The following is a 23200-nucleotide window of genomic DNA, read 5'->3' on the forward strand; positions in this document are numbered from 1 at the left end:
ACAACATATAATTAATAATCATCATTGTGTCAAACTCAAAGAAGTTGCTACAAAAGAAAACCAAGTTAAAGCAACAATACCTTCAACTTATTGAAGATGCGTATAATTTAAGACAGACGGATCACGCCCTTAGCGATATTTCTGAATATAGAGCCACTAAAGTTTTGTACGAAATAAACAAATTGAAATTCATCATTGGAGATTCGCAAATCCAAGCCAACTAATCTTTTCTCTTATACAGACCATCAAAAGCAATCGCAACTTCTTTACCTTCTGTAACAGTTTCCCACAATTGTCTTACTGACCCATCATCATTATCCGTCCACGTTACGCGATGGAAAAACGTTTTACCTTCCGCGTTGGTTTCGTCTTCCGTTCTTAAAATCATTTGATTTCCAACTTTATTGCCTTTTAAATGTAAACTCTGTCCTTGGTTATCTACCCATATTTGCTCCCATTGGTTAGCTTTATAATTATAGAAGTTATTGCTGGTACCTGTATAGCCTGGTGTAGCACTTATCCAATTCTCTTGTAGGATACAATTGTTTTGTACTTTTTTAATAACATTGACTCCAGCTCTAGTACCATTAGGATTGGTGACTTCCCAAGTACCGAGCCAAAAGTCAAATTCAGAATACTTTTCTGTACAGCAATTACAAGTCTTATCCTGGGCAACTAAAGTTATTGTAAAAAAGAGTGATAGTGCAAGTGAAATATACGTTTTCATGATTGATATAGTTTATTTTAAAGTTATTAAACTATATTTAATTATATCCTAATATTAGCATAACATTTAAACGGCAAAAAGTCAACATCTTTGCAACACAAAAGAGATTAGAACAGTTAGTTAGATTAAGGTCGGTATTTTAGTTAGGTGCCGGCTTTTTTGATTTATTGACTATAAAAATTGGTATCCTAATGTTATTGCAACCATACTAAGAGGACTCTCAATCACCCTACTCTTTGATGTTACATCCCTTGCTGTATAAGCTCTGGTTTCTATGCTAAGCTTGTTTTTAAATTCATAACCAACACCTAAACCTAAAGATTCCCCAGAGCTAAAAGGTGTATCTAGCGAAGTGGCATTTGGATCAGAACCATAATCTACATTATCTGATAAATCACTAGTAATAACAAAAAATACATTAACAAAGAGTTTGGAATCATTATCATCTCCTAAATAAAAATAATGTCTTATACCAATAGGTAACTCAATTGCCTTGTAATCTACATCAACAACATCTGTAGATGTAGTGATAAGATTAGGGCGATCGTCATCTGTCGCTGCATTGGATGAATAACTGATGAAAGTAGGCTCAACAAAAACTGCCCATTTGTGCCTATTAAAGGAAAATACATACTCAAGTTCAGCTCCGAGTCGTAGCGTCACGTTATTATCAAGTGTAGAAACAGATAATGGATCTTCTGATCCTGATAACCTTGAATTTATTTCCATACCTGTAAAACCAACCCCAACCTTTGCTCTTAAATTAAACTTTGGTTTAGTTTTTGGCTTTTCAAAAGTTATATAGTCAGAGTTAACACATTCATTATACAAAATAAATAGCGAAACTAAATCATCTTCTTTATAATCAGTATTTCTGATAACATCAAGATTTAATTCAGAACATTTTAACTCGTCAAAAAGCACCTTTTTATAAGCAGTATTCTCTTTTATTGTAAAATTATTATTGAAGTAATACTTTTTGAATACTAATTGCAATATATCTCCATCACCCAATTTGTAGAAAAATAGACGTAAGCCATTATCATAGTATGAATATAAACTTGCCTTACCATCTATTAGCTGTTTTATAAATGCCACTTCAGTCTTAAAATTCGGTTCAGCACTATAGGTATAATTTGCTGTTTTTTGAGAAGATTGGTCTACTTCAATTTGAGCTCTCACGTATTTAACATCATTTCCTATTTGGAAACCATTTATAGAATTAATATCTGCCTCTAATACATCAGAGGTATCCGTAAGCTTATATTGAATTGTTTTCGGATTTTTTATCAAACCCTGATTTTTTATCAAACAAGCCTCTCTTTCTCCAGATTTTTTAATTATGTATCCTGCCTCAAAAGATATTTGTCCAAAAGAAAAGGAAGATGTAAGGAAAAAAAGTAAGTAGAATTTTAATTGCATAATTTATTTTTATTTAACAATAAATATACAAATGTCAGAATAAACTTTCAAAATAATTGTAAACTTTTTGTAGCCGACTTCCATACCAAGAGAACATCTCACCATCAACAATTTCAATCTTTTTATCTGGAAATTGGCTTTTTAGTTCTAAAACATGTTCTGTTTTAAAAGGGTAAGGCTCACTAGATAGCATTACAATATCAACATCCTTCAGTTTTGGATTATTTAAATGAATTTCTGGATAACGCAAGTCATCTCTAAACACATTTATAAATCCGGCTTCAGTAATCATTGTATCTATAAATGTATGTGATGCAGCTACCATCCAGGGGTTTTTCCATATGAAATAAACCACTTTAAGCATTTTTTGATTATTTATTTTATTTTGAAATTGAGTTCGCTCTTTTTGAATACTATCAACTATTTCCGAAGCTTTTGATGTAACTTGAAAAAGCTCTCCGTACATTTCAATTAACTCAAAGCAATCATTTAAATTATTAATGTTACTGATATGTATTGGTGCTATTAGCCCCAATTCCTCTATCATGTCTTTCGTATTCTCTTCTTTGTTACAAAGGATAATATCTGGTTGAAGTGCTTCTATTTTATCGAAACGAACTTGCTTTGTTCCACCAACGACAGCTTTCTCTTTTCGTAAAGCTCTTGGATGTACACAAAATTTTGTAACCCCAACAATTGAAGATTCCAATCCTAAGTCTACCAAAAGTTCAGTTTGGGATGGCACTAAAGAGATAATTCTCTTGGGAATTTCTTTTATTTGAATTTCTCGGCTAAGTTGATCTTTAATGGTCATTGCGCTAAATAACGCTTTAGCTCTGTTTCCATTTGTTTTTGAAGTTCTTCGGCCTTTTTGGCTGCTGCTTGTGCAAAATCCTCTTCTTGGGATGCATAAATAATACCTCTCGAAGAATTAACAATCAATCCAATAGAATCATTCATCCCGTACTTACAAACATCTTGCAAATTTCCACCTTGTGCGCCAATACCTGGAACCAGAAAAAAGCCTTCTGGAACTATTTTACGAATATCTCCTAAAAACTCAGCTTTGGTAGCACCAACCACATACATTAAATTCTCAGAATTCCGCCAAGTTTTTGAAGTCTCTAGAACCTGCTTATAAAGTTCGATTCCATCAACTGATTTTGTCTGAAAGTCGAATGCCCCTTGATTAGAGGTTAAGGCTAAAAGTATCGTATGTTTATCTTTAAATGCGAGAAAAGGCTCAACGGAATCTTTTCCCATGTAAGGTGCAACTGTAACACTATCAAAACCTAAATCCTCAAAAAAAGCTTTAGCATACATGGTACTGGTGTTGCCAATATCGCCACGCTTGGCATCTGCAATTGTATAAATCTCAGAATAGTTGTTATTAAGATAATCTATGGTCTTTTCTAGGGCTTGCCAACCTTTTATACCATAAGCCTCATAAAATGCTGTATTCGGCTTGTAGGCCACACATAGATGATGCGTTGCATCAATAATCGCTTTATTAAACGCAAAAATGGGGTCTTCCTCCTCTAACAGATATTTTGGGATTTTATTTAAATCTACGTCTAACCCTATACAAAGAAAGGATTGTTTTTTGTGGATTTGAGCAACTAATTGCTGTTGGGTCATGGGTTTTAGGTATTAGATATTTGCTTTTGAGTATTTTATTAATGCATTTATTCGTTTCTGAAGCCTTTGAATTCCAAAAATCAGCTCTTTGTTCTCATTTAAATAGGATAACTCAAAACAAATAATCAAATGCGTTTCTAGCTCATATGCTGAGCCCAGACTAATTTGCAAAAATCTTATAAAGTCTTTCTGGGAATCTTTAGCACATCCTTCGGCAATATTTGCTGGAATGGAAATAGCACATCTCGATAACTGAGATTTAAGTCCAAACTTTTCAGAATCAGGTAGCTGTTCTTTAATATTATAGATAATTTTCACCAAATCAATCGACTCCTTCCAAATCTCTAACTCTCTAAAATTCCTCATAAATTAACTATTACCTAATACCTAAGACCCACAACCATCATATTATATCATCATTAGCTTTTAACAACTCGGTATTTTCCGCTAACATTAATTCGTCTATTATTTTTTGAATATCACCATTAATAATATTCTGTAAATCGTAAAGTGTCAACCCAATTCTATGGTCAGTAACACGTCCTTGTGGATAGTTATATGTTCTAATTTTCTCACTTCTATCTCCACGCTTAATGATACTCTTTCTTCTCTCAGAATCAGCTTCTAATTGTTTTTCAAGTTCCCTCTCATATAGTCTTGAACGTAAAACTTTAAGTGCTTTTTCTAAATTTTTATGAGAGGACTTTTGATCTTGACAACTTACTATCATTCCTGTAGGCTCATGATGCAACTTAATGGCGGAATACGTTGTGTTTACGGATTGCCCTCCTGGTCCTGTTGATGTGGTGCGCTCTATTCGAACTTCAGTCATATCAAGTTCATAATCAAACTCCTCAACCTCTGGAGATACCATTACAGTCGTAGTACTTGTATGGACTCGTCCTTGGGTTTCTGTTTGCGGTACACGCTGTACACGGTGCACTCCTGCTTCAAATTTTAGAGTCCCATAAACATCTTCTCCGTTGACTTCAAAAATAATTTCTTTAAAGCCTCCTGAAGTTCCTTCGCTAATGTTCACAACACTTGTACTCCAGCCTTTATCCGAGCAGAATTTTGTATACATCCTATATAAATCGCCCGCAAAAATACTGGCTTCATCTCCACCTGCTCCTGCTCTAATTTCCACAACGGCATTTTTACCGTCATCTGGATCTTTAGGAATTAATAAAAATCTGATTTCTTCTTCTATCTTTGGTAATGCCTCCTTGGCTTCATCGAGCTGCATCTTCGCCATCTCTATCATCTCGGCATCCGAACCATCTGCAATAATCTCTTCTGCTTCAGAAATATTATCCAAAAGTTCTTTGTATATACTTCCCTTATCAACAATTTGTTTAAGATCTTTATACTCCTTATTCAACTGTATATAACGTTTTTGGTCAGCTATTATATCTGGTTGAATAATAAGATCGTTTACTTCATCAAATCGTTGTTTTACAATCTGTATTTTCTCTAACATCGCTCTTCAAAAAATTGATGTCAAAAGTACAATTTTTTATGGATTTTATTGAAAATGAAATTTGTGAATCCCTAAGAAAATAAATTTATTTGTTTTGGCGTTGTATGTTTATGCTAAGGCAGTTCACCTCTATACTAAACTATTATAAACCGCTGGCAATATGGTCTTTTTTAGTGACTATTGCCATTACGGTAATCAATCCTGAATTGATATTGGCGCTATGCACCAAATTATTTTTGGTCTTTTTACTCTGGATTATGGTTAGTGACAGAAGATTGAGACAGCGTTTAAAATTTTATAAAATAAGGGGTGTCTCCCATTTTAAATTTTTCAGCACCATCTTTATCCTTGATAGTCTACTAACTTGTACTTTTTTATTACTTATAAAGGGATTTATTTAGACTAATATTTAAAAGTACCATACTCACTTTTTATCGTGAGTTTTTTTGAATCTGAGCGTTCTACTTTACCTATAATTTGAGCATCTACATTAAATGACTTTGATATTGCAATAATGTCTTCTGCAACTTCAGGTTTTACGTAGAGTTCCATTCGATGTCCACAATTAAATACTTGATACATCTCTTTCCAATCGGTTTTGGATTGCTCTTGAATTAATTTGAATAAAGGAGGAATGCTAAACATATTATCTTTAACAATATGTAAATTCTCAATAAAATGTAGAATCTTGGTTTGTGCTCCGCCACTACAATGTATCATACCATGAATGGCCTCATTGTTGTACTTGTTTAAAATTGACTTTATAATCGGAGCATAGGTCCTTGTTGGCGAAAGTACTAGCTTGCCTGCGTCTAGTGGTGAGTTTTCGACATTATCAATTAATTTTATGCTTCCTGAATATACCAGTGCTTCTGGTACAGCAGCATCAAAACTTTCAGGATATTTTTTGGCTAAGTATTTCGAAAACACATCATGCCTAGCTGACGTTAAGCCATTGCTTCCCATACCACCATTATACTCCGTTTCATAGGATGCTTGTCCAAAAGAAGCCAACCCAACAATGACATCACCAGCAGAAATATTAGCATTATCAATAACATCTGAACGTTTCATTCGGGCAGTGACTGTAGAATCTACTATTATTGTCCTTACTAAATCCCCAACATCTGCTGTCTCGCCACCTGTAGAATGGATGGTCACGTCAAAGTTCTTCAAATCTTCTATCAATTCTTCTGTTCCATTAATTATGGCTGAAATAACTTCGCCAGGAATTAAGTTCTTGTTTCTCCCAATCGTTGAAGACAGCATGATATTGTTCGTAGCTCCCACGCACAAAAGATCATCGACATTCATTATTAAGGCATCTTGGGCTATACCCTTCCAAACTGAAAGATCACCCGTTTCCTTCCAGTACATATAAGCCAAAGATGACTTTGTACCTGCGCCATCAGCATGCATGATGAGGCAATAGTCATCATCGTTAGTTAAATAATCTGGAACTATTTTACAAAAAGCTTTAGAAAATAAGCCTTTATCAATGTTTTTTATGGCGTTGTGTACATCCTCCTTTGAGGCAGAAACACCTCTTTGCGAATATCTCTTGCTTACCGAATTACTCATTGCAATTAATTATGGTATTGGTCTTGCAAAAGTAAGAATTGAATTGAATTATTTAATTAAATTAGACTTTATTACGGTGTCTATATCCTCCAATAAGCGTTCTCTTTTTTTGTTCCCGCCAAAATATATATTAACACCAAGAGCAATTCTAATGAATGACTCATCGTTATTTGGGACTATAAGGCCGTCTAACTCGTTAGAAAGTACATAATTGTACTCACCAAAAAGTTTGATCCCTACACCTTCAGTAATTATATATTCCACACCTGTACCAGCTTGCACTTTAGTTTGGGTATTTTCAAAATCATTAGATGCATTATACCCATATCCACCAAACAGGAATGGAGTAAATTTCTGATAAGGCAAAATCAAGTATTCTAAATTCAAATCAAAAGACATGAAATCTTCGTTAAAAGTATTATCAAATGCTAGATTATACCTGTTAAAAGTAACCCCAATGTTTAATTGTTCTGTAACGTGTTGCTTAAACCCAATTCTAAAATATAACTCAAATTCTGGTTCTGGGTAGTCGTTATTAATTAGCGAAGTACCAACAGCAGCATCAATGGCACTTGTTCCTCGTAAATCGTAAAACTCTAACTTTCGGAATAAATCTTTATTTTCCTGAGGACTCTTTTCTTCCTGAGGACTCTTTTCTTCCTGAGCATAACCTACAAGACTAAAAATAGTTAATACTATAAGTAGAATTTGGTTTTTACCTATCATAAACATAATTAATTAGCAAGTAAGTTTATATCATAATACATTTGGGAGCAGCGCAAATTAGGAAAATTATATTCAATAAATCTTAAAATATAAGATTAACAGCAATAAAAATAGGATAAAACCATAGTAATAGCTTTATCCTATTTTATCTTAATCGGCTTAAATGCCTATCGTAAGCCTTAAATTTTAAGATTCCGTCTGTAGCTCAGATTGAATATTTACAACCTCATCCTTTACAACATCTTTCATATCTTCGGAATTGTCTTGAGAAAGAATTAAAGTCGCACCCACAAGAATAGCTACACTTAATAGTAACTTCTTCATTTTTACAAATATTGATTAATAGCACCATAAAAATACTAAATAAACTTATTGAGAAAGTGTCTCGAATCGCTTTTTTTTTAACAATTAACAAGGTTTTCGATAACGCGACATTAGTCATCGACAAACGACATAAAAAATAATTTTGAAAACAATTCCGTACGTATAAATACTTACATAAAGCATTAAGAAAAAACAGCTTAGTTTGTTTAAGCTAAGTATTATTTTGTAAATAAAAGCTCTCTATATTTTGTAAGTGGCCAAAGCTCATCATCTATCATTAGCTCAAGCTTATCGCAATGATATCTTATATCCTCAAAAAAGGGTTTAACTTCTTGACAATAACCACTTGCTTTCTTTTCTAGATTGACTTCCTTATTAAAATTTTTGCGTGCATCTATCATTTTAGTCACCAAAGAATTGATAGCTTCAATATGCTTAGAAGTCTGCTCAATTAAGGTCAATTGTTCTTGAGCAAAATCTTTAAACTTAGTCCCATAAATAACCTTTAGTCCAGTAACATTTTCTATGAGCATATTTTGATACCTTACCGCTGTTGGCACAACATGATTACGCGCTATATCTCCAAGGACTCTACTCTCTATTTGGATATGGAGAATATATTCCTCCATTTCAATTTCATAGCGTGCTTGTGCTTCAACTTTGTTCATAACGCCTAAATTTTCAAAAAGCTCAATTGAATGTTTAGAAACCTTCACTTTTAAGGCTTCGGGTGTTGTTTTGTTATTGCTTAAACCTCTCTTTTTAGCTTCTTTTTCCCATTCACCACTATAACCATTCCCTTCAAAAAGAATGGCTTTAGATGTTTTTATATATTCTCTCAAAACATTGAAAATAGCATCGTCTTTTTTCATTGATTTTTTATCAATTAAAATATCGACCTCTTCCTTAAAATCAATAAGTTGCTTGGCAACTATTGTATTTAAAACCGTCATAGGATTTGCACAATTAGCTTTAGATCCAACAGCCCTAAATTCAAATTTATTACCTGTAAACGCAAAAGGGGATGTTCTATTTCTGTCCGTATTGTCAAGAAGTATTTCAGGAATCTTTCCAACAACATTGAGTTTTAAATCTGTTTTTTCTTGTGGAGATAGTTTTCCCTTGGTCACAGTTTCTAATTCTTCTAAAACTTTGGTTAATTGCGCTCCAATAAAGACAGAAATAATAGCCGGTGGTGCTTCATTGGCACCCAAACGATGATCATTACTTGCAGAAGCTATCGCAGCCCTAAGTAACTCCTCATAAGTCTGAACAGCCTTAATTGTATTGATAAAAAATGCTAGAAATTGAAGATTACTCATTGGTGTTTTTCCTGGCGACAATAGGTTAATCCCAGTATCAGTAGTCAAACTCCAGTTATTGTGTTTACCCGAACCATTGACACCTGCAAACGGTTTCTCATGTAACAATACCTTAAAATCATGGCGTCTTGCAACTTTTTGCATTATATCCATTAGCAACGAGTTATGATCTACCGCTAAGTTGGCTTCTTCATAAATTGGAGCTAACTCAAACTGATTTGGTGCTACTTCATTATGTCGTGTTTTCACAGGAATGCCCAATACCATACATTCATTTTCCAAATCACGCATGTATGCCATCGCCCTCGAAGGTATTGTCCCAAAATAATGGTCATCTAGTTGTTGTCCTTTTGCTGGTGAATGTCCTAGTAATGTTCTACCCGTTAATACCAAATCTGGTCTCGACGTCGCCAAGGCATTATCTATTAAGAAGTACTCTTGCTCCCAACCTAACGAGGCGCTAACCTTTTTAACATTTTTGTCAAAGTATTTACAAATAGCAACCGCTGCTTTATCTACGGCATGTAATGCCCTAAGTAGTGGTGTTTTATAATCTAGGGCTTCACCCGTGTATGATACAAAAACAGTAGGGATACATAAGGTTGTACCATATATAAATGCTGGAGATGTAGGATCCCAAGCCGTATAACCTCTCGCTTCAAAAGTATTCCTAATACCACCATGCGGAAAACTGGAAGCATCTGGCTCTTGTTGAACCAACTGACTGCCCCCAAACTTCTCTATGGCCAAACCGTCTCCAATAGTCTCAAAAAAAGCATCATGTTTCTCTGCAGTTGCTCCTGTTAATGGCTGAAACCAATGTGTATAATGCGTAGCACCTTTTGAAATAGCCCACTCTTTCATTGCTGTAGAAATATGGTCAGCCAGAACCCTATCTATTTTAGAGCCTTTTTCTATGGCTTCCATAATACTTTTAAGAGCATCCTTGGTTAAATATTGGCGCATCGAAGCTTCATTAAAGACATTTGCTCCAAAAACCTCTGAACGTCTTTTTGTTTCTTCAATATGTAATGGTGTTCTTTTTAAGGACTCTTTTACAGCGTGGAATCTTAATGTTGACATATTCACAAAATTTTGGTTCAAAAATACGAATTTATTAAAATCACGCATTTAACCCTATAAAAAACAGGGTTATCAACAAGTATTAATAACATTTCATCTAAAAGACCCTGTATTTTTTGACCAATTAAAAAAAAAGCTAATCTTTGCATGGTCAAATTATAAATTGTATAATGATGAGTAAATCTAAATTAGAGTACATATGGCTAGATGGTTATAAGCCAACTCAAAACATGAGAAGTAAAACTAAAATTGAGGAGAATTTTAGTGGTAAGTTAGAAGATTGCCCTATATGGTCTTTTGATGGTAGTTCTACAAGACAAGCTACAGGTGATTCTTCGGATTGTTTATTAAAGCCTGTTGCAATCTATCCTGATCCAGCAAGAAAAGATGGCTATTTAGTAATGACTGAAGTATTAAATGCTGATGGGACCCCACATGAGTCTAATGGTAGAGCAACTATAGATGATGATGATAATGACTTCTGGTTCGGTTTTGAGCAAGAGTACTTTATAATGGATAGAAAAACACAATTGCCTTTAGGTTTCCCCGTAGGTGGTTACCCTGCACCTCAAGGTTTATACTATTGCTCTGTTGGTGGACGTAACACCCATGGTAGAGAACTTGTTGAACGCCATGCCGATTATTGTATCGCAGCAGGTCTTAATTTTGAAGGTATCAATCAAGAAGTGGCCTCTGGTCAGTGGGAATTTCAATTATTTGCTAAAGGGGCTAAAAAAGCTGGTGATGAAATTTGGATTGCACGTTACATGTTAGATCGTTTAACTGAAGAATACGGGTACTATATTGAATATCATCCTAAGCCATTAGGGAAAGAAATGGATTGGAATGGTTCTGGGATGCACGCTAACTTTTCTAACACAACTCTTAGAACAGCTGGTAGCCAAGAAATCTATGAAAAAATCTGTGAAGCATTTAGACCTGTTGTTAAAGAACACATTGCCGTATATGGTGAGTTTAATGACCAGCGTTTAACAGGTGAGCATGAAACGCAATCTATCGATGAGTTTAGCTATGGTGTATCCGATAGAGGTGCATCGATCCGTATTCCTATTATTACGGTAGAAAAAGGATGGAAAGGTTGGTTAGAGGATCGTCGTCCTGCATCTAATGCAGATCCTTATAAAGTTGCAGGAAGAATTGTTAAAACTGTAAAAAGTGCAGATGTTTAAAATTTGCAATTAATACTATATGAGAGAAAGTCCGCAATTGCGGACTTTTTTATTTTAGAGCTAACACGATAAAGACAATATAGCCACCAAACAAAAGGAGTCCCTTAATTCGATTAATTTGAAAACGTTTGGGTATAAGAATTAAAGGCACCAAAATTGCGGCAAAAGCAATCATCCAAAAAATGTTGGTGGATAATATCTCAGGTGTATTCGGATTTACTTCTATCGGTTTTACAATGGCCGTCAAACCTAAAACAGAAGCAATATTAAAGATATTAGAACCTATAAGATTCCCAAGAGAAATTGCCTTTTCCTTTTTTAATGCCGCAATGACAGAAGCAGCTAATTCCGGAACACTTGTACCAATCGCTATAACCGTAACAGAAATGGCATAGTCACTTACACCAACCGTCTTGGCTAATTGTTTCGCCCCATCAACAAGCCATTCTGACCCAAAATACAAACCGGCCGCACCTATTAAAAGCCAAGCTACTATTTTAAAATTTGAAACAACAGCCAAGGTATCATCAACATCTTCTAAATTAGCCTTCATCGATTTCCTTGAACTCCTTATCAGTATATAGAGGAATAAAATAAGGGCGACAAATAAAATTGCACCCTCAATGGTCGATAATACCATATCATTCTTCAAAAAGAAATAAAGTACAAAAGAGACCAACATCATCATTGGCCAATTGAACTTATAAAAATCCTTATCGACCGCCAAGGGTGAGATGATTGCTGTTATCCCTAAAACCAAGCCGATATTTGCAATATTAGACCCTATGACATTACCTAAGGCTATATCGGTAACCCCATCAAAAGCAGCTTGTAAACTCACCAATAATTCTGGTGCTGATGTTGCAAACGACACAACGGTCATGCCAATAACCAACTTAGAGATTTTGAGCTTAAAGGAAAGTCCAACGGACGCCCTCACCAAAAAATCACCACCTACAACAAGCGACGCCAAACCAATAAGCACAAGAAATACACTCATCTTATTATCAAATATCTAATCCTTTTTTTAATTGAACGGCGAAGATAACACTTCATTTTTAAAGCAACGAAAAACTAAAATTTTCGTTAAATAACTATTATTTTAGTTTTATAACTATAAAAATAGTTATATTTGAATCTCGGATACCAAAACTAATATCAAATGCAAAAGTTAACAAATAAAGAAGAAGAAATAATGCATATTCTATGGAAGCTCAAAAAAGCTTTTGTAAAAGATGTACTAGCAGAGATTAAAACCGAAAAACCACATTACAATACATTGTCTACAATTATTAGACATTTAGAAGATAAAGGGTATGTAAGTTACAATGCATTTGGTAAGACACATCAATATTATCCTATTGTATCAAAGGAAGATTACAAAAAGCGTTTTATGACAACTGCTATCGAGAATTATTTTAACAACTCTTACAAAAATGTAGTATCCTTCTTTGCCAAAGAAGAAAAGATAAGCGTCGACGAACTCAAAGAGATTATTTCACTAATTGAAAACAAGGAATAACCATGGAATATTTATTAAAAGCATCAGCCGTAATCGTTATATTTTATGTACTCTATAAGTTATTTCTGCAACGCGAAACTTTCTTTCAGACCAATCGTGGTTATTTACTGATTGGGCTTTTAGCTTCTGTTTTGCTGCCACTAATCGTCATACCAATTTATGTCGAATACACACCAACAGTTATGGATAGCTCTATATTATACATTAATTCTCCTGAGGTATTAGAGAATCCTAACGAAATGGCATTTGATTGGATTGGGTTGGCCTCTATAGTTTATACTTTTGGTGCAATTTTCTTTTTAGGAAAGTTACTGATTGAACTTGCCTCACTTAAATTATTATTTAAAAAACATAGATTTTTTAAAAATGGCTCCTACATTTTTATCGAAACCGAGAATGATATTCCTCCTTTTTCGTTTTTTAATTGGATTGTTTATAACCCAAAGAAGTATACCCGTGAAGAATTGCAGCACATCCTTAATCATGAAAAAGCTCACGCAAGGGAATTACACTCTATTGACATTATTTTGACTCAGCTGTCATGCGTATTACTTTGGTTCAATCCATTAATATGGTTATACAAAAAAGAGGTACAGCAAAATCTAGAATTTATAGCAGATAAAAAGGCCCAGGACTTTTCTTCCTGTGAAAAAAGCTATCAGCTTATTTTATTGAAAGCAAGCGCTCCGCAGCATAAATACTTAACCACTAATAATTTTTATAATTCACAAATCAAAAAAAGAATAATTATGTTACACAAATCGAAATCAAAAAAAGCAAATGTTTGGAAGTATAGCTTAGTCTTACCAATCCTCGCACTTTTTTTAATGAGCTTTAATACTAAGGAAATCTTCATTGAAAAAGAAAGACCAAAGGATTCAGCAAATACAGCACAAATTGAAGCTTCTAATCAATTAAATGATTTATATGAAAATTTAGAGTCTAAAGAAACTTCGACTTTAAAAACAGAAGAAGAAGAAGAAGCGACCAAAGTAGAAAACAACACCAAAACTACAGGTAAATTAACTGCTAAGGCCACTTCTAAAAGCGAAAATAGCACTTCGGATGTAGGTGGTATCTCAATTACGATAATTGATAAGAACACTACTGATGCCGAACTCGACAAAATAAAAGCAGATCTTAAGAAAGATGGCCTTACATTGAAGTTTAAAAGCGTAAAACGTAATCGCAGTAGGGAAATCACAGCTATTAAAATAGACGCAAAATCAAAAAACTCCAATGCCAACTATAATATTAGTTCAGACGAAGCCATAAGCCCAATAAAAATTGTATATGATATCGAAAATGAGAGCATCTCAATTGGTAACGGCCATTCAAAACATGGAAAAAACACATTTGTTTACGAAACACATAAAGACGGAGATTATAAAATCCATAAATCAGGAAAAGGCAATAATGTATATGTTATCACCGAGGAGCATGATAACGATGTGGATGTAGTACACGAGTCTAGAGTAGTTGTAAGGAACAACGGGAAAAAAGGAAAAGTAAAAACCGTAAAAAGATTAAAGAATGTAGAGGTGATTTCTGGAGATGACGATGTCATTGAAGTTATTGTTGAAGACGTGGATAACGACAATATCGAAACCATAGTAATTGATAGCTTAGAAGATGTAAATGTAAAAGCAGATATTATTATAGAAGAAAAAGGTAAAAATGTTTGGGTTAGTGACGACGACGAAACCAAAAGCACAATAATTATTGGGGATGAAGATGGAGATAATAATATTTACATCTCAGGTCTTAACGGGGAAAACCCTTTATATATAGTGGATGGCAAAGAAGTTTCGAAAGAGAAATTTACGAAACTAAATCCAAAAAAAATTGAATCCGTAACTGTTCTTAAAGACGAAAGTGCTATTAAAAAGTATGGAGATAAAGGAAAAAACGGAGTAATTATAGTTAAAACAAAAAAGAATTAGTCTTTAATTTCATCAATCAATCAACAGAAAAAGCCAAACTCAGTATTATGAAGTTTGGCTTTTTTTATTCTATCTATTAAATAGATTATTTCACAATCAATTTTTGAACATAAGATTTGCCTTCATTAATCATCTTAAGGATGTATAAGCCCGAACTTAAGTTAAGTTCAACATAATTACTGAAGTTATCAAATCGTTTTAAGAGTTTTCCTTGTAAAGAATACACTTCAAGACTAACTACAGAATCACCCTTCAGATATATTCTGCCATCAGTAGGATTTGGATAAATTACTAAATTTTCTAATTCATTGTCTTCAATACTTAGTGACTGATCCCATAGCTCGCCAACATTGTTTCCCCATATATATTCTACCAAAAGTGGCTGGTCTATAAAAGGGTTCCTGTTTCTTTGCCAGTTATAAATGACATTATTTCTATTCATCTCAAAATCGTCTGGCGGGTCGTTTCTATGCCAATCCAAAAGTGTTGCTAAATCTCCCAATTGACCCACGGTGTCGGGAAACCCATTAACAACTTCTAAACCGTTGTATCTGATTTCCATATACAAAACACTACGAGCTACATCTCCCCTAAAACTTCCTAAAGTACCGGTTGGACCTACATATTGTCCATAATGCTGATTTCCTCGTGTGCTGTTTTCAGCAGCATCTGCTGCTCTTAACGCATGAGCATCTGAGTTTCCATGTCTTAGCGAATCTGCTTTCGTAGTCCAAAATACGTCAATACCATCCGCTATTTCATCGGCTTCAATATCATCAAATCCACCTCTAGACCTTGGAAAGGTATGCTCTCTATTCCACTTGCCAGCATTGTTACTACCCGTTTGTAAGTCTAATTTTGCACGTCCTTCTTCCCTATATAACAACCAAACTTGATTGCTGTTTTCTGGATTTTGGTCGGCTTCTTTTAAAATATCAATGACATCAGCATAGGTCTGGGCCCTAACTGTACTCGGATTTGCAATAATATCTTGTAATGCTTGCCTCAGTGCCAAATCCGCCAGACCATCTAAACTATCGTAATAGCCATTTGGTTGCGTACTTTGCACTATACCTGTTGTAGGATTTACAGGAGTTCCCCAAGCAGCAATGGTAAAATCATTGTCCACTACCCTAACCTCTACATTATTGTTTGATGCTACAATAGGTTCTACTAGGTTCAAAAACCGAATTTCCATCACCTCATCTCCTTCATCATTTGCATCGTCAATAATAGTTATGGTAGTGCTTGTCGTATTTTGACCACTAGCAATCGTAAGATTAACATTCCCAGTATAATCCATGGTATTGAATGTGAAATTGTCTAAGTTAATCGTAAAGTTTAGGTCTGAAGTCACATTGCTTTCCGCTGTAAAGGTGATATCAAAAGTAGCACCCTCATTAAATTGAGTATCATTCACAGAAATTAATACTGGATTTATAGCGTTACCCGAACCATCATTTTCTCGTCTTGGAGTTGGTGTAGCTGTAGCATAAGATTCATTATCCATAGCATCCACAAAGCGCTGAATGGATCTTGGATTTGCACTTGTACCATTATCATTGTACTGTATCGTCTCACCTAGCAAACCTAGAAGTACGGTATCATCAGCATCATTTGTGCCATACACCATAGCATCTATGAGATTATTTTGGGTTGCTAAGGTACCTTCGGGAAAATCAGTAATGTTAGCCTGATAAATCCCTACAGCATCTGCTCCATTTTGTATAACATTTTCAGCTATTATAAGCTGTGGAAATGGTGACACTCCTTCACTACCGATAACAAGCAGTCCATTATTATCAGTCTGGAAGCCTTCCAAATCAATAACCATATAACTAGAATCTGCTCCGCTTGTGGAACCATTAAAAAACACAAGTATAAAGCCATTGGTAGAGAAATTTGGCACCTGTGACTTTAATTCTATAAACTCTGCAGTATCCGTACTTGGTGAGTCTGGATCAAACTCGTTAATGACCAAAATTTGCGTCCAAGAAAAGTTAAATACCAAAAATAAAAGTGCGGTAAATATTCTATGCATGTTATTCATTTTTCACAAAGATAGTTGTAAAAAAATGCTTTTAAGGTTACGTGAAATTTATTTACAAAAACTGTACAAGAAATACTATGATAATCATCAGTAAATCAAAACTCAAAAAAGATGAAATACCAAAAAATAGAGGTTTTAAAGATGAAACGCCTCTACGTTTTTAAAATTTACCTAAAAAAGCACCTAGAAATATATAAAATTATAATCATAAATTACATTTTTAATTACAATTCAAATTTTATTTGAAGACAAGTCACACATTTTAGTAATAGTTTTTATTTTTTTACTTATAAATTTAAATGCAAATTCATCGATTTTTATAAAAACGCTTGGAAGATTATTTGTTGCCTATATATATTGAAAACTCAATCAAGAAATTAAAGGAAATTATTAACCTCTAAACCAAAAATTATGATGACATTAGCAAAACTGATTATTGATATTATATTTTCAATATTCTAAATTAAAACCAATCAAAAAACAAATCAAAAAAATGTAAAACTTAGTTCTAGAATAAGTTTTACTATTTTTGCTTCCAACCCACAGTCAACAAAATTTATTAGTTTTTAGTACCAATGTAGAGCATGAAGACATCCTTCTTCAAGATTATTGCAAAACTTAATAAGGTAGTTCTACCGAGTTACTCTAAAAGAAGATTAGACCTAAGCAAGGCCAGTAAACTACAACTGGCGATAATAGGTTGGCGTGCCTATATCACTAAAAATGCTTTAGATAAGGTCTAATGGTGAAATATCATTAACGGAAGAATTAGATTTTTACTGATTTTAGTCTTACTCGAATCGCTAAACAAACGTTCAAAAAAGCCTTTAAATTGACCTACTAAGGTAATCATATCCGCATCCTTGGATAAGTCTTCGTCCACTAAAACATTGGATAATGGAATGTTGGAAACCGTTTTATACATAAACCTATTTTCGTTGATGAGTTCTAGCAATAGTTCTTTGTCGAGATTTATCTTAGATTGGATATTGTTATCCGATGACACAAACCTTACTACATTGATAAAAGCTCCTAAATTATGAATGAGCTCCATGATGTCGATGACGGTTTTATGGTCGGCATAATCATCGGTATCTAAAGCTAATAGAATTGTGTTGGGTTTTTTATATTGGTAACCTTCAGGCACTACTAAAGTATTACAATCAACATGTCTTAAAATTTTTAAGGCATTACTACCCATAATAGCTTCGCGCAAGTTAGAAGCTCCATTGGTTCCCATCACCACATATTCAATATTTTCCTTAGCTATCGTTTGTTTTACGGCAGCAATGAACAAGTCATAATCCACAATAGGCTTAAAGGTGTGTAATCTATCATTGGCGTTTAGTTTCAGACAATCTACTATACGCTTTAATTTATTTTTATTCTCCAAAATCAAAACCTCATAAAGACTTTCTCCAGATTTGCTCGCCATTAAATCGTCTGAAGCATAGCTCAACGAATCTTGAACATTAAGAACAAAAAAGTCGCAAAAGTCATTGTAGAACAGTTTCAACGCATAATTCATTGCATTAATTGAATTATCAGAAAAATCGGTTAGAAGCAATATTTTTTTCATCGTCTATCTACTTTCCATCAATTTAAAAAAACAATATTAAAAAGCGAATGATAATTATCAGTTCATAAGTTATGCCATAACTTTCTTCGCAAAGCTGATTAATATCATTAAAAAATAGTGTTTTAGTTGGTATCTTTTAACTTAAATTTTTTGGTCATGATTAAAAGTTTAGATTACAAAAGGTGCTCAGATGTATTGACAAACAATTACATAGGCTATCTATCCTATATTAGCAACAACAGACCTTATAGCATTCCCATCACCTTTTTTTACAATGAAAAAGAAAAGTACATTATCTGCTATTCTGGTAATGGGCATAAAATTGATGCCATGCGACGACAACCATCGGTCTCTCTGGCTGTTGCAGACATCTACGCTAATAATCAATGGCAATCGGTCTTAGCACATGGCCAATACAATGAGATTGATGGTGGCACAGCCAAACTATACTTGCATGAATTTTCTTTGGGCATTAAAGACATCATCTTAAAAAAGGAACATAAAGATCTGGATTATATCAGTGAGTTTTCGAGCAAAATTTACAATCAAGAAACACCAATCGTCTTTCTCATTAAAATTGAAGATATGACAGGTAAAATGAGAGCGTAGTCCAGATATTCCCTTCGTTAAAAACACGTACTTATTTAGATTATAAATAAAATATAAGCAACAAACTGTTAATATTAGCTGAGGACTTGTTTTGTTATGTATTAAAGTCTGGGACCTTGTCTTAGCTGATAAATATCATGGGAAAATTTAAATGGCATCGGTAACTTTAATATCGAAGAAATTCAAAATCCATTAGCTATGACATCTATCTTATTACCTACCGATTTTTCCCAGAATTCTGAAAATGCCATTAAATATGCTCTAGAATTTTATAAGGATGAAGATTGCAGATTTCATTTTTTACATTGTTATCCACCAGTAATTTTCTCATATGAGTATCAAATCGAAAAGGGTCTTGTCGGAAAGAATATTCATGAAGTGATTCAAGCCGAAACCAGAGAGCGACTTTATGATTTTGCATTTTCAATGATGGGAAACTATGGGAATAATCAAGAATTTGAAATAGAAGTGATCAAAGGGTTTTTGCCCGATCAGATTGCCCATGTTACCTCACAAAACAATATTGATCTCATAGTGATGGGAACTAAAGGAGAGACAGGTTCGGATAGAGTGGTATTTGGCACCAATACTATTCAGGTAATTAATAAACGCTGTTGCCCTGTGGTCGCGGTACCTGGCGATTATAAATTTAATGGTATTCAAAATATATTGTTCCCGTCAGATTTAAATTTGTCATTCTCATACAATCACTTAAAAACTATTGTTAAGGTCTTAGAATTGCATCAAAGTAAAATCAATATTCTGCATATTTCATTGAAAGGGCTTACATCCACCCAACGTAGGCATAAAGTATTATTAAAAGAAGCTTTTTCTGATTTTAAAACCAACATTGTTATTAAAGAAGATAAAAACATTACGGATATTATATATGATTACCAACAAGAAAATGAATCCGAGCTCTTAGCAATGATTAACAATAAACGTATGTTTTTTGAAAACCTATTTTTTAAGCCCACAATATCTAAGATTGCGATGCATTTAAGCACTCCTTTCTTAGTTATTCCAGCTTAGAAAAATTGCAAATCATAGAATTGTGGTGTGTAATGCATACGGTAATCATATGTTTTTATCTGCATTTATGACCAAACTTATAGGTGCTAACAATAGATAAACTTTAATATAGAATTAGAAGTGTTATATTGATGCCTAACAGTATGATAATTGATTTGTTCAAAAGAACATAAATTGTTAGGCCACTACAATGATATTCATCAATTTAGAGGGTTTTGTAAAATTTTAAAATACGTAGTGCTCTTAGGGTATTCCATCGACTTGGTTGCCTAGCTTTTTCCATATCAAAATGGGTTTGTCCTGGGTGTTTGGCCCGCAAATTCCAAGTACCATTTTTGTTACGCTTTTTTAAAATAATGTCAATAGCTTTTTGCATACGATAGTCCCAAGGTGTTTTAGAATGCTGAAAGTAGTCTAACGCGCTCAAAATATCATAGCGCCAACGTCTTGGATATGAAAACTTTAAGAATCTTTTATCGATAATATTTCCTGTTTTATCTGAAAGAAATAGCTGGTGCATCAGTATAAACTCCTTAGAGGATGCAATGGCATTCAAAACTTCCGCCTTTAGATAAGTATGGCCTGCATTGAGGTATTCCGTGAGCCCTTCAAGCACTGATAATGTGGTGTGGAGAGAACTGTGTACGGCACCAGACCGATTTACCCTGCAATTGAAGCCACCGTCTTGCATAAGCTTTTTAAGTATGCCACTAACAATAGGGCGCAATCTTTTTTCTTCTGTATTAAAATAAGAGGCATACTTTAAAAACAAAGCATTAATACAAACATCGCTGTGTTTCATTGTTGATGGTCCTAATGGAATGCCACCATCTTCCGCATAGCCATTCTTCAAAATCAAATGGATCGCATCTTTAACAACAGAATTATCTCTTGTTGGACTTAAGTTACAGAAATCGAGTAAGGTATAATGCGTGGAAATCCACTTGGGCTGATAGAACGCCTCTCCCCAATGTCCATTGGGTTGTCGTTGTGATAAAAACTGTACACCAAAACCCTCAGTAGCTATTCTTTTTTGTAAATCAATCCTTTCTTCAAACAATAAATCACGATAAGTCTGGTATTGTATGGAAACATCACCTTTGAGTAACCAATCCATGAGTTCTGCGTAAGTCATAACTAAATTAGAGGTTGAGCTCTTTTTTCAATATATTTTTAAAGCGTGTTGCACTAAGGTAGTGGTCATCAATGAGTTTACCATTATACAATAAACTAAAAACACCAAATCCTGATGGCGCATTTTTAGCTTGTTCGGAAGTTTCTAATTTAGTGAGTTTTAATTCTATCCCAAAATCCATGGCTGTATTTAAGAGATCGAATGCCGATTTTTCGTGCCATGGACATTGGTCGGCATACACCAAGTGCCAACCTTGATATTGTTTCTGTTTTTCGGTCCAATCTAAAAGTGTGGGGTGCTCTGCTGCAGAGTTCCATTTTTTTGATAGCAGTTCAAAACGGCCTCTTTTATCGACTTCTGTAAAACCATATTTTTCAAAAATAGTCTTGTTTGCTATCCACGATCCATTACTTGTCATAACACACAAACCTGATAGATTAAGTTTTTTGGCTTCTTTCTCGGCTTCCTGCACTAACATTTTACCGTACCCTTGATTTCGGTCTTTTTTAGAGAGCACAGACATACAGTGTATAAACAGAAAATCGTCCCCATCAATTGGCCTCCAGGCTTTTGATACTGGAATAAACTCTACAAAACCAATCATTTTACCAGCACCATCTTTCAGAATCCTGAGGCTTAACCCTTCATTAAGGCGTTTTTCGAACCATTTGCGTTTGCTTTCAAAACCAGGTTTTTTAATATCTTTTATGCAGAACAACGTTTCCTTGTAAACGTTATCCTTTGTAACATCAATAATTTTTAAAGATTCTTCACTCATTTGGGCTATTTTTTATTTACGTTCTCTACCGGAGACATCACTTATGGCTATTTCAAACACCACAGGAGGCCCTTGTTTATATATCTTACTTGAAAATTCACTTATAAATTGAGGATTTTTCCCTTCCTTTTTTTGAATAAGATTTTTGACTCCTTCAAAAAAATTATGCAAATTAAGTTTCGCGGTACTCCCTTGGAACTCGCGATAAATCCCCTCGACTACTACACATTGCCATTTATTAACCGAACTAATTTCAGCGACCTCTAAAGACACATTTTTGTTAGCTCGTAATGCCTTTATTTTATGACCTTCGCCAGAATAACAGATAATGGTGTTTTTGAGTATATTGTAGTAGCATGTAATAGGAAGTACAAAAGGTTTATTTTTAAAAACATAGCCTAAATGCCCTATATAATTTTCATTTAATAGTTGCTGACACCTATGCTTTTTTAAATTACAAATCATGGCTGCAAATACTTAATCTGTTCTTAAACATGTAAATTAAGGGATTGCCAATTATTTTTCAATGACATTAATCAGTAAATGCTTCATTTATGATGATTTATCAAGATGCCTTAAGCGTATTCTATGCTTTATTACCCAATAAGTACCTTTTACATCGTACACCCAATAGCTATGCATAAATATGGATTGTATCAATAGCTTAAAAAAACCACCCCTTTTGATATCGAACAAATTATCGAAAATGAAAAACGGAGAACCTATCAATTTAGATAAATTTTCCGCTGCAGTGACCTCGACAGGATTTTCTTCAAACATCCAGAATAAACTCCCTTCCGCAAATACAAAACCCAAAAGCTTACGCTTTGTCTTTTGCCATTTTCTAAAGTCTCAAAATTGAAATTTTGATCTTTTTGAAAAATAACAAAACCTGCAATAACTTGCAGGTTTTGTACTTGATGTGACCTCGACAGGATTCAAACCTGTAACCTTCTGAGCCGTAATCAGATGCGCTATTCAGTTGCGCCACGAGGCCATTTTTTAATGGGTGCAAATATAAGACATTTATTAAAAAACAACCAAACTATTTATTTCAAA

The 23200-nt window shown here is 34.0% G+C and carries 24 protein-coding genes and 1 tRNA gene; 7 read left to right on the forward strand and 18 right to left on the reverse strand.

What is annotated here, in order from left to right; translation table 11 throughout:
* The first annotated feature begins 44 nt into the window (after window positions 1-44).
* Window positions 45-224, forward strand: a complete 180-nt coding sequence (locus Q0992_RS05705; RefSeq protein WP_299521381.1) for a Lacal_2735 family protein — start codon at window positions 45-47, stop codon at window positions 222-224.
* Here the strand turns inward: Q0992_RS05705 and Q0992_RS05710 are convergent.
* The 10 genes from Q0992_RS05710 to Q0992_RS05755 form a co-directional block, all read right to left on the reverse strand.
* Window positions 221-727, reverse strand: a complete 507-nt coding sequence (locus Q0992_RS05710) for a hypothetical protein (RefSeq protein ID WP_299521382.1) — start codon at window positions 725-727, stop codon at window positions 221-223. The genes Q0992_RS05705 and Q0992_RS05710 overlap by 4 nt on opposite strands.
* 171 nt (window positions 728-898) lie before the next feature.
* Window positions 899-2149 (reverse strand): outer membrane beta-barrel protein, encoded by a 1251-nt coding sequence (locus Q0992_RS05715; protein WP_299521383.1) that lies wholly within the window; start codon window positions 2147-2149, stop codon window positions 899-901.
* A 34-nt stretch (window positions 2150-2183) separates the two neighbouring features.
* Window positions 2184-2963, reverse strand: a complete 780-nt coding sequence (locus Q0992_RS05720; protein ID WP_299521384.1) for an ABC transporter substrate-binding protein — start codon at window positions 2961-2963, stop codon at window positions 2184-2186.
* Window positions 2960-3787 (reverse strand): orotidine-5'-phosphate decarboxylase, encoded by an 828-nt coding sequence (gene pyrF / locus Q0992_RS05725; RefSeq protein WP_299521385.1) that lies wholly within the window; start codon window positions 3785-3787, stop codon window positions 2960-2962. Before pyrF ends, Q0992_RS05720 begins: the two co-directional genes overlap by 4 nt.
* A gap of 12 nt (window positions 3788-3799) precedes the next feature.
* Window positions 3800-4153, reverse strand: coding sequence for a four helix bundle protein (locus Q0992_RS05730; protein WP_299521386.1), 354 nt, complete (start codon window positions 4151-4153; stop codon window positions 3800-3802).
* Window positions 4154-4190: 37 nt separating this feature from the next.
* Entirely contained in the window at window positions 4191-5267 is a 1077-nt protein-coding gene (gene prfA / locus Q0992_RS05735; RefSeq protein ID WP_299521387.1) for a peptide chain release factor 1, read from the reverse strand.
* Window positions 5268-5669: 402 nt separating this feature from the next.
* On the reverse strand, window positions 5670-6848 hold the full coding sequence (locus tag Q0992_RS05740) for an AIR synthase related protein (protein ID WP_299521388.1): 1179 nt from the start codon (window positions 6846-6848) through the stop codon (window positions 5670-5672).
* A gap of 48 nt (window positions 6849-6896) precedes the next feature.
* Complete coding sequence (locus Q0992_RS05745; RefSeq protein ID WP_299521389.1) at window positions 6897-7574, reverse strand: Curli production assembly/transport component CsgG; 678 nt, start codon at window positions 7572-7574, stop codon at window positions 6897-6899.
* A gap of 186 nt (window positions 7575-7760) precedes the next feature.
* A complete protein-coding gene (locus Q0992_RS05750; RefSeq protein ID WP_299521390.1) occupies window positions 7761-7898 on the reverse strand; it encodes a hypothetical protein in 138 nt (45 codons plus the stop codon).
* A 218-nt stretch (window positions 7899-8116) separates the two neighbouring features.
* A complete protein-coding gene (locus Q0992_RS05755; protein WP_299521391.1) occupies window positions 8117-10303 on the reverse strand; it encodes a glutamine synthetase III in 2187 nt (728 codons plus the stop codon).
* A gap of 173 nt (window positions 10304-10476) precedes the next feature.
* Between Q0992_RS05755 and Q0992_RS05760 the strand changes: the two genes are divergently transcribed.
* On the forward strand, window positions 10477-11493 hold the full coding sequence (locus Q0992_RS05760) for a glutamine synthetase beta-grasp domain-containing protein (RefSeq protein ID WP_299521392.1): 1017 nt from the start codon (window positions 10477-10479) through the stop codon (window positions 11491-11493).
* A 49-nt stretch (window positions 11494-11542) separates the two neighbouring features.
* On the opposite strand, the gene Q0992_RS05765 is transcribed toward Q0992_RS05760, so the two are convergent.
* Window positions 11543-12493 (reverse strand): calcium/sodium antiporter, encoded by a 951-nt coding sequence (locus Q0992_RS05765; RefSeq protein ID WP_299521393.1) that lies wholly within the window; start codon window positions 12491-12493, stop codon window positions 11543-11545.
* Between the two features lie 162 nt (window positions 12494-12655).
* Between Q0992_RS05765 and Q0992_RS05770 the strand changes: the two genes are divergently transcribed.
* On the forward strand, window positions 12656-13015 hold the full coding sequence (locus Q0992_RS05770) for a BlaI/MecI/CopY family transcriptional regulator (RefSeq protein ID WP_299521394.1): 360 nt from the start codon (window positions 12656-12658) through the stop codon (window positions 13013-13015).
* Between the two features lie 2 nt (window positions 13016-13017).
* Complete coding sequence (locus tag Q0992_RS05775) at window positions 13018-14958, forward strand: M56 family metallopeptidase (RefSeq protein WP_299521395.1); 1941 nt, start codon at window positions 13018-13020, stop codon at window positions 14956-14958.
* Window positions 14959-15043: 85 nt separating this feature from the next.
* Here Q0992_RS05775 and Q0992_RS05780 read toward each other — a convergent pair whose 3' ends face one another.
* Window positions 15044-16999, reverse strand: a complete 1956-nt coding sequence (locus Q0992_RS05780; protein WP_299521396.1) for an endonuclease — start codon at window positions 16997-16999, stop codon at window positions 15044-15046.
* A gap of 593 nt (window positions 17000-17592) precedes the next feature.
* Here Q0992_RS05780 and Q0992_RS05785 point away from each other — a divergent pair.
* A complete protein-coding gene (locus tag Q0992_RS05785; RefSeq protein ID WP_299521397.1) occupies window positions 17593-17751 on the forward strand; it encodes an SsrA-binding protein in 159 nt (52 codons plus the stop codon).
* Here the strand turns inward: Q0992_RS05785 and Q0992_RS05790 are convergent.
* Entirely contained in the window at window positions 17748-18587 is an 840-nt protein-coding gene (locus Q0992_RS05790; protein ID WP_299521398.1) for a universal stress protein, read from the reverse strand. The two genes, Q0992_RS05785 and Q0992_RS05790, sit on opposite strands and share 4 nt — an antisense overlap.
* Window positions 18588-18743: 156 nt before the next feature.
* Here Q0992_RS05790 and Q0992_RS05795 point away from each other — a divergent pair, with 156 nt between their 5' ends.
* Both Q0992_RS05795 and Q0992_RS05800 read left to right on the forward strand, forming a co-directional pair.
* On the forward strand, window positions 18744-19196 hold the full coding sequence (locus Q0992_RS05795; protein WP_299521399.1) for a pyridoxamine 5'-phosphate oxidase family protein: 453 nt from the start codon (window positions 18744-18746) through the stop codon (window positions 19194-19196).
* A gap of 198 nt (window positions 19197-19394) precedes the next feature.
* Window positions 19395-20228 carry a universal stress protein gene (locus Q0992_RS05800; RefSeq protein WP_299521400.1) on the forward strand — a complete coding sequence of 278 codons (834 nt, stop codon included), beginning with the start codon at window positions 19395-19397 and terminating at the stop codon, window positions 20226-20228.
* 205 nt (window positions 20229-20433) lie between these two features.
* Here Q0992_RS05800 and Q0992_RS05805 read toward each other — a convergent pair whose 3' ends face one another.
* From Q0992_RS05805 to Q0992_RS05825, 5 genes are all read right to left on the reverse strand, one after another.
* Window positions 20434-21363 carry a hypothetical protein gene (locus Q0992_RS05805; protein ID WP_299521401.1) on the reverse strand — a complete coding sequence of 310 codons (930 nt, stop codon included), beginning with the start codon at window positions 21361-21363 and terminating at the stop codon, window positions 20434-20436.
* 7 nt (window positions 21364-21370) lie between these two features.
* Window positions 21371-22141, reverse strand: coding sequence for a GNAT family N-acetyltransferase (locus Q0992_RS05810; protein ID WP_299521402.1), 771 nt, complete (start codon window positions 22139-22141; stop codon window positions 21371-21373).
* Window positions 22142-22153: 12 nt separating this feature from the next.
* A complete protein-coding gene (locus Q0992_RS05815; protein ID WP_299521403.1) occupies window positions 22154-22606 on the reverse strand; it encodes a pyridoxamine 5'-phosphate oxidase family protein in 453 nt (150 codons plus the stop codon).
* Between the two features lie 87 nt (window positions 22607-22693).
* A complete protein-coding gene (locus tag Q0992_RS05820; protein WP_299521404.1) occupies window positions 22694-22957 on the reverse strand; it encodes a hypothetical protein in 264 nt (87 codons plus the stop codon).
* A 107-nt stretch (window positions 22958-23064) separates the two neighbouring features.
* Window positions 23065-23138 (reverse strand) — tRNA-Arg (locus Q0992_RS05825).
* Window positions 23139-23200 lie beyond the last annotated feature (62 nt).

It is taken from the genome of Winogradskyella sp. (assembly GCF_028289625.1).
In the GTDB taxonomy this organism is placed as follows: Bacteria; Bacteroidota; Bacteroidia; order Flavobacteriales; family Flavobacteriaceae; genus Winogradskyella.

What these genes read in the sequence shown, in the direction of transcription:
- Q0992_RS05715 (WP_299521383.1), bottom strand. Translation starts at nt 2,149, where the DNA reads ATGCAATTAAAATTCTACTTACTTTTTTTCCTTACATCTTCCTTTTCT.
- Q0992_RS05800 (WP_299521400.1), top strand. Translation starts at nt 19,395, where the DNA reads ATGACATCTATCTTATTACCTACCGATTTTTCCCAGAATTCTGAAAAT.
- pyrF (WP_299521385.1), bottom strand. Translation starts at nt 3,787, where the DNA reads ATGACCCAACAGCAATTAGTTGCTCAAATCCACAAAAAACAATCCTTT.
- Q0992_RS05815 (WP_299521403.1), bottom strand. Translation starts at nt 22,606, where the DNA reads ATGATTTGTAATTTAAAAAAGCATAGGTGTCAGCAACTATTAAATGAA.
- Q0992_RS05740 (WP_299521388.1), bottom strand. Translation starts at nt 6,848, where the DNA reads ATGAGTAATTCGGTAAGCAAGAGATATTCGCAAAGAGGTGTTTCTGCC.
- prfA (WP_299521387.1), bottom strand. Translation starts at nt 5,267, where the DNA reads ATGTTAGAGAAAATACAGATTGTAAAACAACGATTTGATGAAGTAAAC.
- Q0992_RS05790 (WP_299521398.1), bottom strand. Translation starts at nt 18,587, where the DNA reads ATGAAAAAAATATTGCTTCTAACCGATTTTTCTGATAATTCAATTAAT.
- Q0992_RS05765 (WP_299521393.1), bottom strand. Translation starts at nt 12,493, where the DNA reads ATGAGTGTATTTCTTGTGCTTATTGGTTTGGCGTCGCTTGTTGTAGGT.
- Q0992_RS05755 (WP_299521391.1), bottom strand. Translation starts at nt 10,303, where the DNA reads ATGTCAACATTAAGATTCCACGCTGTAAAAGAGTCCTTAAAAAGAACA.
- Q0992_RS05780 (WP_299521396.1), bottom strand. Translation starts at nt 16,999, where the DNA reads ATGCATAGAATATTTACCGCACTTTTATTTTTGGTATTTAACTTTTCT.
- Q0992_RS05745 (WP_299521389.1), bottom strand. Translation starts at nt 7,574, where the DNA reads ATGATAGGTAAAAACCAAATTCTACTTATAGTATTAACTATTTTTAGT.
- Q0992_RS05750 (WP_299521390.1), bottom strand. Translation starts at nt 7,898, where the DNA reads ATGAAGAAGTTACTATTAAGTGTAGCTATTCTTGTGGGTGCGACTTTA.
- Q0992_RS05810 (WP_299521402.1), bottom strand. Translation starts at nt 22,141, where the DNA reads ATGAGTGAAGAATCTTTAAAAATTATTGATGTTACAAAGGATAACGTT.
- Q0992_RS05805 (WP_299521401.1), bottom strand. Translation starts at nt 21,363, where the DNA reads ATGACTTACGCAGAACTCATGGATTGGTTACTCAAAGGTGATGTTTCC.
- Q0992_RS05720 (WP_299521384.1), bottom strand. Translation starts at nt 2,963, where the DNA reads ATGACCATTAAAGATCAACTTAGCCGAGAAATTCAAATAAAAGAAATT.
- Q0992_RS05760 (WP_299521392.1), top strand. Translation starts at nt 10,477, where the DNA reads ATGAGTAAATCTAAATTAGAGTACATATGGCTAGATGGTTATAAGCCA.
- Q0992_RS05775 (WP_299521395.1), top strand. Translation starts at nt 13,018, where the DNA reads ATGGAATATTTATTAAAAGCATCAGCCGTAATCGTTATATTTTATGTA.
- Q0992_RS05730 (WP_299521386.1), bottom strand. Translation starts at nt 4,153, where the DNA reads ATGAGGAATTTTAGAGAGTTAGAGATTTGGAAGGAGTCGATTGATTTG.
- Q0992_RS05795 (WP_299521399.1), top strand. Translation starts at nt 18,744, where the DNA reads ATGATTAAAAGTTTAGATTACAAAAGGTGCTCAGATGTATTGACAAAC.
- Q0992_RS05770 (WP_299521394.1), top strand. Translation starts at nt 12,656, where the DNA reads ATGCAAAAGTTAACAAATAAAGAAGAAGAAATAATGCATATTCTATGG.
- Q0992_RS05785 (WP_299521397.1), top strand. Translation starts at nt 17,593, where the DNA reads ATGAAGACATCCTTCTTCAAGATTATTGCAAAACTTAATAAGGTAGTT.
- Q0992_RS05710 (WP_299521382.1), bottom strand. Translation starts at nt 727, where the DNA reads ATGAAAACGTATATTTCACTTGCACTATCACTCTTTTTTACAATAACT.